9 protein-coding genes and 1 pseudogene are annotated in these 11,387 nt (G+C 59.5%); 9 read left to right on the plus strand and 1 reads right to left on the minus strand.

The window, feature by feature from the left end:
- The 8 genes and pseudogenes from ABN482_RS05985 to ABN482_RS06020 all read left to right on the plus strand — a co-directional run.
- Positions 1 to 570: FAD-dependent monooxygenase (locus ABN482_RS05985; protein WP_349503136.1), on the plus strand; the 570-nt coding region annotated here is incomplete at its 5' end.
- Between the two features lie 33 nt (positions 571 to 603).
- A complete protein-coding gene (gene dusB / locus ABN482_RS05990) occupies positions 604 to 1,617 on the plus strand; it encodes a tRNA dihydrouridine synthase DusB (RefSeq protein WP_349503137.1) in 1,014 nt (337 codons plus the stop codon).
- Positions 1,618 to 1,656: 39 nt separating this feature from the next.
- On the plus strand, positions 1,657 to 1,902 hold the full coding sequence (locus tag ABN482_RS05995) for a helix-turn-helix domain-containing protein (protein WP_143858576.1): 246 nt from the start codon (positions 1,657 to 1,659) through the stop codon (positions 1,900 to 1,902).
- Between the two features lie 43 nt (positions 1,903 to 1,945).
- A complete protein-coding gene (purH, locus tag ABN482_RS06000; RefSeq protein ID WP_349503138.1) occupies positions 1,946 to 3,538 on the plus strand; it encodes a bifunctional phosphoribosylaminoimidazolecarboxamide formyltransferase/IMP cyclohydrolase in 1,593 nt (530 codons plus the stop codon).
- 1 nt (position 3,539) lies between these two features.
- Complete coding sequence (gene ruvC / locus ABN482_RS06005) at positions 3,540 to 4,109, plus strand: crossover junction endodeoxyribonuclease RuvC (protein ID WP_349503139.1); 570 nt, start codon at positions 3,540 to 3,542, stop codon at positions 4,107 to 4,109.
- Positions 4,110 to 4,205: 96 nt separating this feature from the next.
- Positions 4,206 to 4,781, plus strand: a complete 576-nt coding sequence (gene ruvA / locus ABN482_RS06010; RefSeq protein WP_349503140.1) for a Holliday junction branch migration protein RuvA — start codon at positions 4,206 to 4,208, stop codon at positions 4,779 to 4,781.
- A gap of 77 nt (positions 4,782 to 4,858) precedes the next feature.
- Positions 4,859 to 5,152, plus strand: a pseudogene (locus ABN482_RS06015) (type II toxin-antitoxin system RelE/ParE family toxin).
- A gap of 6 nt (positions 5,153 to 5,158) precedes the next feature.
- Entirely contained in the window at positions 5,159 to 5,476 is a 318-nt protein-coding gene (locus ABN482_RS06020) for a HigA family addiction module antitoxin (protein ID WP_349503143.1), read from the plus strand.
- A gap of 155 nt (positions 5,477 to 5,631) precedes the next feature.
- Here the strand turns inward: ABN482_RS06020 and paeA are convergent, their stop codons facing one another.
- The gene (gene paeA / locus ABN482_RS06025) at positions 5,632 to 6,921 is read right to left on the minus strand and encodes a polyamine export protein PaeA (RefSeq protein ID WP_349503141.1); all 1,290 of its coding nucleotides are present in this window, start codon (positions 6,919 to 6,921) and stop codon (positions 5,632 to 5,634) included.
- 239 nt (positions 6,922 to 7,160) lie between these two features.
- Between paeA and ABN482_RS06030 the strand changes: the two genes are divergently transcribed.
- Positions 7,161 to 11,387 (plus strand): DUF4011 domain-containing protein (locus tag ABN482_RS06030; protein WP_349503142.1); only part of this gene is annotated, 4,227 nt, incomplete at its 3' end.

Consider the following 11,387-nt stretch of genomic DNA (forward strand, 5'->3'; position numbering starts at 1 on the left):
ACCCGACATGGTCCTCTGGCCCTGCTGCCACATCCACAGCGGCATGATCTCTATGCACTGGTCTGGTGTCAGCCCCAGGCACAGGCCGAAGCCCTGCAGGCACTCGACGACACCTGTTTCGGACAGGCACTGGAATCCGCCTTCGGACTGCGCCTTGGCACGCTGCAACCCTATGGGCCACGCCATGCCGTGCCGTTGCGGCTGGCCATGCGTCAACGCACGCTGCGCGGTCGCATCGTCATGATCGGCAATGCGGCCCAGACCCTGCATCCCGTCGCCGGGCAAGGCCTGAACCTTGGGCTGCGCGATGCGGCCCAGCTCGCCCTGGCGCTGCGCGACTGGCTGCGCGCAAGCGCCCCCTCCGGCATGCCTGATCTGCATGATTGGCTGTTGCAGCGCACGGCAGACCGAACCCTGACGATCGGCATCACTGACCTCCTTGCCCGCAGCTTCAGTACCGGCCTGTCTCCTGCCGAACACGCCGGCGGGCTGGCCCTGCTCGGGCTCGATCTGCTGCCCGCATTGCGCCAGCCGCTGGTCCGCCACTTGTTACAGGGGCTGCGCATCTGACCCCCTTTGCTGCAGGCGGGTTAAAATGCCCGCATGCGCATCGGCCCCCATACCCTTCCCAACAACGTGCTGGTCGCCCCGATGGCCGGGGTTACCGACCGCCCGTTCCGCCAGTTGTGCAAGCGGCTCGGGGCAGGCTATGCCGTATCCGAAATGGCGGCCAGCAATCCGCGCCTGTGGGACAGCGTCAAGACCTCGCGTCGCCTCGACCATGATGGGGAGATCGAACCCGTCGGCGTACAGATCGCCGGTGCCGACCCCGAGATGATGGCCGAGGCGGCTGTCTTCAACATCGGCAAGGGTGCCCGCATCATCGATATCAACATGGGATGCCCCGTCAAGAAAGTCTGCAGTGCCGCCTCCGGTTCGGCGCTGTTGCGCGACGAAGCCCTGGTGGCACGCATCCTGCGCGCGGTGGTCGACGCCTGTCGTCCCTACGACGTGCCTGTCACGCTCAAGACCCGTACCGGCTGGGACCGCACTTCCCGCAATGCCCCCCGCATCGCCCTGATGGCGCAGGAGATCGGCATTGCCGCCCTGACCCTGCATGGGCGCACCCGTGCCGACCTGTACATGGGCGAGGCCGAATACGACACCATACGCGAGGTCAAGTCGCTGCTGGAGATACCGGTGATCGCCAATGGCGACATCGACAGCCCACATAAGGCCCGTGCCGTGCTGGACCATACCGGTGCCGATGCCGTGATGATCGGCCGTGCGGCACAGGGGCGTCCATGGATCTTCCGCGAAATCGACCATTTCCTGCAAACAGGTACAATGCTGCCCCCGCCCTCTTGCAGCGAGATGGCGGCATTGCTGCTGGACCATCTGGACGACCATTACCGCTTCTACGGCGAATATACTGGCGTACGGACGGCCCGCAAGCACATCGGCTGGTATCTTGGCCATCTTCCCGGCGGACAGGCGCTGTGTGCGCACATCAATACCCTGGACTCCTCGACCGCGCAGCAGCATGCGCTGTCGCAGTGGTTCGCGCACCAGACCGCACCGCCCGCAGAAGCCACCGCCGAGATCCTGGCCGCCTGACCTGCCTGCGACATCCTTTTACCCGAATATCTTCCGATCATGAGCAAGAATCCCAACATCCTGGAACACTGTGTGCGAGAAAGCCTGGAACAATACCTGGCCGACCTCGGTGAAGGTGGCACACCACACGACATGTGGGAGATGGTCATGCGCTGCGTGGAAAAGCCCGTGCTCGAAGTCGCCCTGCAGCACGCCCAGGGCAACCAGTCCCGCGCTGCCGAATATCTCGGCATGACCCGCAATACCCTGCGCAAGAAACTGCTGGCGCATCAGTTGCTCGACTGATCCTTTTACATACCAGTTTTCCATTCCCTGGACCGCTAGTCCCATGAAAATCCAAACTGCCCTGCTTTCCGTGTCCGACAAGGACGGCATCGTCGAATTCGCCCGCGCGCTGTCCGCCGCCGGTGTACGGCTGCTGTCCACCGGCGGCACCGCACGCCTGCTGACCGAAGCCGGCCTGTCCGTCACCGAAGTCGCCGAACACACCGGCTCGCCCGAGATCCTCGATGGCCGCGTCAAGACGCTGCATCCCCGCATCCACGGCGGCCTGCTGGCCCGTCGCGACGATCCGGCCCACATGGCAACCCTTGATGAACAGGGCATCGACCGGATCGACCTGCTGGTCGTCAATCTCTATCCGTTCCGCGAAACCATCGCACGCGATGGCACCACGTTCGCCGACGCCATCGAGAACATCGATATCGGCGGTCCTGCCATGCTGCGCGCCGCCGCCAAGAACCACGGCACCGAAGCCGGTGGTGTCGCCGTCGTGATCAACCCGGCAGACTATCCGCGTGTGCTCGAAGAAATGGCTGGCAACAGCAACCAGGTCTCGTACGCGCTGCGCCTGGAGCTGGCCGGCAAGGCCTACGCCCATACCGCCGCCTACGACGGTGCCGTGTCCAACTACCTGAGCAGCCTGGTCGACACCGCCCCCGAGCCCGACGAGCGGCCGATCCGCGAGCCCTGGCCGCGTATCCTGAACATCAACCTGGCACGCCAGCAAACCCTGCGCTATGGCGAAAACCCACACCAGTCGGCCGCCTTCTACGCCGACCCCTATGTGCCGAGCGGCCTGCTGGCCAATTACCGCCAGTTGCAGGGCAAGGAACTGTCCTACAACAACATCGCCGACGCCGATGCCGCCTGGGAAACCGTACGCAGCTTCGACACCCCATCCTGCGTCATTATCAAGCATGCCAACCCCTGCGGCGTCGCCATCGCCGCCACGACGGAGGAAGCCTACCGCAAGGCCCTGCAGACCGATCCGACCTCGGCCTTTGGCGGCATCATTGCCTTCAACCGCCCGGTCGACGTCGCAACGGCCAAGGCGGTGACCGGCCAGTTCGTCGAAGTACTGCTGGCACCGGGCTATGACGGTGCGGCGCTCGCCATCCTCTCCGAGAAAAAGAACCTGCGCGTGCTCGAAGTCCCGCTGGGAGCCGGTCAAAACAGTTTCGACGTCAAGCGCGTGGGCGGGGGCTGGCTGGTCCAGGACCCCGACTTCGGCCGCATCAACCGCGAAGACCTCAAGGTCGTCAGCAAGCTGGCACCTACCGAGGCGCAATTCGACGATCTGCTGTTTGCCTGGAAAGTGGCCAAGCAGGTCAAGTCCAATGCCATCGTCTTTGCCGCCAACGGCATGACGCTGGGTGTCGGGGCCGGCCAGATGAGTCGCATCGACTCGGCTCGCATCGCCTCCATCAAGGCCGAAAACGCCGGCCTGTCGCTGCAGGGTTGCGCCGTGGCGTCGGATGCGTTCTTCCCGTTCCGCGACGGTCTCGACGTGGTCGCCGATGCAGGCGCGACCTGCGTGATCCATCCGGGTGGCAGCGTGCGCGACGATGAAGTCATCGCTGCTGCCGACGAGCGCGGCATCGCCATGGTCTTCACGGGCATGCGCCATTTCCGCCACTGAGATGCGCATTCTTGGGGTGGATCCCGGCCTGCGACGTACCGGGTTTGGCGTGATCGAACTGGATCGCGGCCAGGTCCGGTATGTCGCCAGCGGTGCCATCGTGGTGCCGGCAGACCAGCCCATGTCGGAACGACTGCGAACCATCCTCGCCAACCTGCGCGAGGTGGTTCGCCAGTATGAGCCCGATATTTCCGCCCTGGAAAAAGTATTCGTCAACACCAACCCGGCTTCGACACTGCTGCTGGGCCAGGCCCGCGGCACCGCCATGTGCGCACTGGCCGATGCAGGCCTTGCCGTACATGAATACACGGCGCTGCAGATCAAGAAGTCTGTCGTTGGCACGGGTCGGGCCACCAAGCATCAGGTCCAGACCATGGTGCAGCACCTGCTGCGCCTGAACGGCCTGCCCCCGCCCGACCCCGCCGATGCCCTGGCCTGCGCCATCTGCCATGCCCATACCGGGCAACTGTCGGAACGCGTCCTGGCCATTGACGCCCAGACCGGCACAGCAGTGGCCCTGCCGCGCCATCGCAAGACCCTGCGCCGGGGACGCGTCATCGGCCACGGCTAAGATCCTCGTCTACCCTCGACAAAGTTCCCGCATCATCGGGCACAGCCCGATTCCCAGGGATCACCCTGCCCTCACTCGCCTTGGAGAAACCTCATCATGATCGGCCGTCTGACTGGCACTCTCGTGGAAAAATCCCCGCCCACCCTGTGCATAGACGTGCAAGGCATCGGCTATGAAGTGGATGTTCCCATGAACACGCTGTACGCTCTGCCGGAAGTCGGGCAACAGGTCAGCCTGTTCACGCACCTGAGCGTACGCGAAGACGCCCATATCCTCTATGGTTTTTCCACCCGTGAAGAACGGGGGGCTTTTCGTACCCTGATCAAGGTCAGCGGCATCGGGGCTCGCATGGCACTGGCTATCCTCTCCGGTCTTTCGGTCGCAGAACTGGCACAAGCCATCACCCAGCAGGAAAGCGCCCGCCTGACCCGCGTACCGGGCATCGGCAAGAAAACCGCCGAGCGCCTGCTGCTCGAGCTGCGCGGCAAGCTCGGCGCAGACCTGGGCAATACCCCCCAGGCCGTTCCGGCAGGCAGCCAGTCCGACATCCTCAATGCCCTGCTGGCACTGGGCTACTCTGACAAGGAGTCGCAGGCAGCCCTCAAGAAATTGCCCGCCGATATCGACGTGGCCGCCGGCATCAGGCTGGCACTGCAGGGCCTGGTGCGCTAACTGCAGACATTACGGATATTGTCCAAATTGCTGCAATGTTAGATTGTGCCTCGTATAGCCAGACGATACAATCAAACATGATCAAAAGCTTCCGGCATAAAGGTTTGCTACTGTTCTTCGAAACGGGATCAAAAGCCGGTATTCAAACCACACACGCGGCCAAGCTGGCTCGGCAGCTCAGACACCTCAATGATGCTGCCGCACCGCAGATATGGAGATACCTGGCTGGAGACTGCATGCCCTGCACGGCTACAATCCCAAAGGCCAACCGCTTGATAAACACTGGTCCGTTACAGTCAGCGGCAACTGGCGCATGACCTTTTGCTTTGAAGGTACAAGCCATACTGGTCGACTATCAGGATTACCACTAGGAACACATCATGCGTATGTACAACCCGCCCCACCCAGGCGAAACGCTGCGTGAAGATATCCTGCCCGCACTAGGCCTCTCCGTCACCGACGCTGCGCGGCAACTCGGTGTGAGCCGCGTTGCACTTTCTCGTGTCCTGAACGGCCACGCAGCAATCTCTGTCGATCTTGCCCGTCGCCTGGAAATCTGGCTGCGCACCCCCAGTGGCGGTGGGCCCAGCGCAGAAGTCTGGTTACGTGGCCAGATAGCCTACGATCTGTGGCAAGCCGAACATGTCACCCCCAGCAACAACTGGTCCATTACGCCAGCACACGCAATGACCTGATTGCGTGCAGAACCTATACATGCCGCCAAGGCAAGGCACCAACAGTCAAATCAGGCTGGCACTGCAGGGCCTGGTACGCTGAATCCAGGGTGCGTTGATTTTTATTGCGCGGTGGTCAAGCCCGGCACCGTCCGGATCGGGCCATCGACGAGGACTCACTCGCGCAGCCGCGTCACCATCACCTGGTCGATCCGGAAGCTGTCCACGTCCATGACCTCGAAGCGATAACCACCCCAGGTCACGGTATCGGTGCGGCGCGGCACGCGCCGCAGCATCACCATCAGGAAACCGGCCAGCGTCTCGTACTCATCTGCCTCGGGCAGCACATCGATGTCCAGCACGCGCTGCACATCCTGGATCGGCGTCACGCCATCGATCAGCCAGGAATCGGCATCGCGCCGGACGATCTGCTCTTCATCCCAGGGCGAGACGAGATCGCCCATCACCGTGCTCATCACGTCATTGAGCGTGACCAGCCCCACGATCAGGCTGTACTCGTTGACGATCATCGCGAAGTCCTCGCCCACCTGCCGGAACTGCTCCAGCACTTCGGCCAGCGTCAGCCGGTCCGGCACCAGCAGCACCTTGCGCAAGAGCGTATCGTCATCCAGTCTGAGCGGCTGATTATTGAGCACACGTTGGAACAGATCCTTGGCATCCACGTAGCCGACCACATGATCGATATCGCCACGGCAGACCGGGTAAGTCGAGTAGGGCTCGGCCGAGATCCGGGCGCGGATCACCTCGTCCGGATCATCGACCAGGAAATAGGCGATGCGATCGCGCTGGGTCATGGCGCTGGGCACCATGCGCGTCGTCAGTTCAAAGACATTCTCGATCACCTGCTGCTCACCGGCCGCCAGCGCGCCCGAGCGCGTGCCCGCTTCGGTCAGGGCCAGGATGTCTGCCGACGTGACCCTCTCCTCGCGCTGCGCAGGTGCCCCCAGGAGCTGCAAGGTACGCTGCATCAGCCACGAATAGAACAGCACCAATGGCCGCAGCAGGAAGATCAAGCCATGCATGGGGCGAATGACCCGCAGTGCCACCTGCTCCGGCAGCAGCATGCCCAACTGGCGCGGCACCAGATCGGTCAGCAGGATGAACAGCGAGGTGATCAGGAAAAAGGAAATCAGGAAGGCCAGCGGCTCACTCCAGGCCGGTTCCAGCCAGAACGCCAGCAAGGCATTGATGTACGGACTGAACACGGACTCACCGACGATCCCGCCCAGGATGGCCAGTGCGTTGGTGCCGATCTGCACCACGGTGAAATAATGTGCAGGCTGCTCCTGCGTCTGGAGCACGATGCGGGCACGTTCATCGCCTTCGTCGACCATGCGCTGCAGGCGCAGGCGTCGCGATGCCGCCATGGATATTTCGGCCAGCGAGACAAAGGCACTCGCGCCGATCAACAGCAAAAGCAGTAAAAGACTCTGGAGAAAACTCATAGGCTCACGGGCACGCCACCCGACGGGATGGCTTCATGCATGAGGCACTCGAAGGAACGACACGACGGAGCCCGGCTCTGCATGGTGCAGCCGGGCAGACTTGAGTTGCGTGGAGCAGTCTGACGGTCGTTTCAAATCGAAACGCCTCGGGCAGCATACCAGTTTCTGACATCATTTAAAAAACCGGTTACATTAGATTACTCTCCCCCCAATCCGCACCACAGCCCCACCTTCTAATTATGCAAGACATCACCGCTTCGGACTCGCTTGAGCACTCCGATCATCTCGAAAAAAATGCCCTCCTTGTTTTAAAAATAAGCATCCGTACGAAAATCAATTTTGCATCAGCTCAAAATAGCGTTTCTATCCTGCGCACATTGATTATCGAAAACACAGGCGATGCACCCGCAAAGAATGTTGCTCTCAATCTGCGCGCCACTCCCACAGTTCTGCGTGAAAAAAATTGGTATGTTGATCATATTTCTGCGCACTCAAGCATCGTGCTGGGCGATCTGGACACACCACTGGACACCGCCATCCTCGGCGGATTGAACGAAGCGGAAATCGGGCAACTTGAATTCACCCTGAAAATCGGCGATGAAATCACCGCACAGAAGCAATGCCGTATCGAGCTGTTAGCCCGTGATGAATGGGGAGGCCTGAGTGAGATGGAAAACATCCTGGCCGCCTTCGTATCTCCCAACCAGCCTCAAGTTGCCCGATTGCTGAAAGATGCCTCGCGTCTGCTGGAAGCAGCAGGATATTCAGGCTCCATGGACGGCTATCAATCCAATGATCCACAACGCACCTGGATGATCGCTGGTGCCATCTGGTCTGCCGCGACCGGGTTAGGCCTGACCTATGCAGTCCCTCCGGCATCCTTCGAACGTGAAGGCCAAAAAATCCGGGATCCAGAGCGTATCGTATCTGAAGGACTGGCGACCTGCCTGGACAGCGCCTTGCTGCTCGCTGCAGCATTCGAGGCAGCAGGGCTACATACAGCAATCCTGTTTGCCAAGGGACATGCCTGGGTCGGTGTATGGCTGATCAAGCATGACTTCGGAAAACTCCTTGAACCCGATGTCATTACTGTCCGCAAAGCAGTTGTCTCGCGCGAATTCGTTGCACTGGAATCCACACTACTGACCAAACGACCCAGCGTCGGTTTTGAGCAAGCAGTGGCCGCAGGCAACGAAGGCTTATCCGAATCCCGAGAAACCGAATTTGAATTGGCTATCGACATTAACCGCGCACGTGCGGCACGGATCCGCCCTCTTGCCAGCCATCAAACACCAGAAAGCAACCAAAACGAATCCGAAACACGAGCACCTGCCGATCTACCAAAACCTCTGAACTTCGGCCTCCTGCCCGGAGAAGCCATAGACGAAGCCCCCTCCACAGCACTAGGCAGAATAGAACGCTGGCAACGCAAACTGCTGGATCTTTCCCTTGCAAACAAGTTGCTGAATTTCAAGGACACCAAGCTTTCCATACCCTTGCTCTGCCCTACAGTCGCAACGCTGGAGGACGGTTTGGCAAGTGGAAAAACCTACCGCCTGCTCCCCCTGAAAGATGAGAATGCCGTAGCTGGTCGTGACTTATCAGCAGAACAAACACGCGAAATAGAAGCAAGCCTGGCACGCGATGCGCTGGACAAAATCCAGATTGCCATTCCCCTGAGCGCTCATGACATGAGTAACCGGTTGACTGAGCTCTATCGAAAAGCACGCAGTGACATTCAGGAAGGCGGCACTAATACACTATTCCTGGTCGCAGGATTTCTACGCTGGAAACGCCCGGAAGACGACGAGCGCCACTATCGAGCACCTTTGCTACTGATTCCGGTCAAACTCGAACGACGTTCTGCACAATCCGAGTTCCGCCTGACGCAACTGGAAGATGAAGTCAGGATCAATGCAACCTTGCTTGAGTTTCTGAAACGTGACTTCGATCTGCGTATTCCTGAACTCGAAGGCGATTTGCCGCATGATGAAAATGGCCTGGATATTCCACGAATTTTTGAACTGATGCGCCGCAGGGTTCGTGATGTAAGCGGTTTCGAGGTCCTGGAAGAATGCGCACTCTCCACCTTCTCCTTTGCAAAATACCTGATGTGGAAGGATCTCGTAGACAGAACCGATAGCCTGCGTGAAAGCCCATTGGTCAGACATCTGGTCGACAGCCCATCAGAGCCTTTCGCAGGTGCTCATACGCCTATGCCGCATCCACGAGACATGGATCGAAACCATGTGCCCGCAGACATACTAGCCCCCCTACCCGCCGACAGTTCACAGCTGGCTGCCGTGGCGGCAGCGGCGACTGGGCGTGATTTCGTGCTGGTCGGCCCTCCCGGAACAGGCAAAAGCCAAACCATCACAAACATCATTGCTGACCAGTTGGGCCGGGGACGCACCATTCTTTTCGTTGCGGAAAAGGCAGCAGCACTGGACGTTGTACAGCGCCGTCTGGAACGACAAGGATTGGGCAGTGCTGTTCTGGAGTTGCACTCCAACAAAGCTGATCGCAAAGTCGTATTTCAGCAACTGGGGCGCTCCTGGGAACGCGCCACCAGTCAGGCACAGGATAACTGGGTCCGGGTAACTGACGAGTTGCGTATGACGCGGGATCAACTCAATGACTATGTCACACAATTGCATCTACCCGGAACACAGGGCTTCAGCATCTATCAAGCTATAGGCCGGGCCGTTGGCAGCCACGTACCGTTTACGCTGCAGTTTGACAACAAAGACTGCCATGACGAGGAAAGCTGGCGGCGGCTGCGCAACCTGGCAATCGAACTGGGCCAGCGACATACCATCATTGCCGACCTACTCCTTGATGGCGCTTTATCCCTGGTCCCCTCCGGTGAATGGTCCTACAGCTGGCAGGATACACTTCTCAATGCTGCACAAAGATTGAAAAGCGCATTACGAGAGCTAGAAACAGCTCGCGAGGCCATTGCCGACTTGCTCGGCTGCGACTATCGCAACAGTGAGATACGTATCACTCTCGACTCACTGCCCACCCCTCTCCTGGAACAGCCGGCCATTGATCCAGTTGCCCTGCAAAATCTGGCAGAACTGCGCTCAGTCCTACCCACTCTGGCACACATTCTGGCAGAGTGCAGCACGGCTCGACAGGCATTGTCTGCCCAATACGAAGATCAGTCACTGGCATCAATCCCACTGGAAACACTCGATCTTCAATGGCGAGAAGCCCAGACAAAATTCTGGCCACTCAGCACACTGGCCCAAGGCAAGGTACGCAAACTCCTGCAGACCTATGCAAGTGGTGGCTCAGCCAATCCCGCTACCGATCTAACTGCCTTGCGCCGCTTGGTCACAGCACGCACATCCCTTGACTCATCACCGTTTACCGAACTGTCATTGTTTGCCGGAGAAGCATCTGATCCGGCAGCGCTCAAATTATTGCTGGATCAAGCCGAAGCCTATCTACAGGTTGAATCGACACTGATTAACGCCGGTATTTCCAGGTCGAAACTGACAGAACTGCGCCCTCAACTGCTGCTGAAAAATGGTGGTTCCTTCAAACCGTTGCTGGAACGATTAAAGCTCGCCCAGGAAAATTTCAACAAGGAACAAGTGTCCTTTGCCTCTGCCAGTGGGCAGTCCATCGACGAAGAACCGACACTGGAAGCGCGACTGGCCGCATTGCCCTCATACAGCGAACGCCTCTCGGACTGGTTGAAATGGCAATCCTCAAAACGACAGGCCCAGGCTGTTGGACTAGCTCCACTTGTCGAGTCACTCGAAGCAGGCATTCCCCTCCCAGATACAGGTTTGGCCTTCGAAAGCGCCTACATGAGCTGGTGGCTGAAGCCAGCCATGGATGCCTCCCCTGCCTTGCGCAGCTTCGCTCACTGGGAACACGATGCATTGATCAAACAGTTTCGCTCACTGGATCAGACCATGACCGAACTGGTTTCGGGAGAAGTGCTACGCCGTCTCGGTAATGAATTGCCCACCAGAGACAGTGTGCCACGTCGCTCAGAATTAGGGCTGCTGCGCCACCAGCTTGGACTGCAGCGCCCCACAGCAGCCATCCGCAGTCTCATCGCAGACATGCCGACAACCTTTACGAAACTGGCACCTTGTGTACTGATGTCGCCGTTGTCTGTAGCCCAATATCTGCCTCCGGGACAAGCACAGTTCGATCTGGTCATTTTTGATGAGGCATCTCAGATCTCGACCTGGGATGCGATTGGCGCAATTGCGCGGGGCCGCCAGGCTATTATCGTCGGGGACCCCAAGCAACTTCCGCCCACCCATTTCTTTGGCCGCAGTGATGAGGGAGAATCAGGTCAGGAAGAAGTGGCAGAATTCGAGAAAGACATGCCATCAATCCTCGACGAGGCTGGAGCTGCCGGCATCCCCACCCACTTGCTGAGCTGGCACTATCGCAGCCGGGATGAAGCGCTGATCGCATTCTCGAATTACCACTACTAT

This window comes from Corticimicrobacter sp. (assembly GCF_040137905.1).
In the GTDB taxonomy this organism is placed as follows: domain Bacteria; phylum Pseudomonadota; class Gammaproteobacteria; order Burkholderiales; family Burkholderiaceae_B; genus Corticimicrobacter.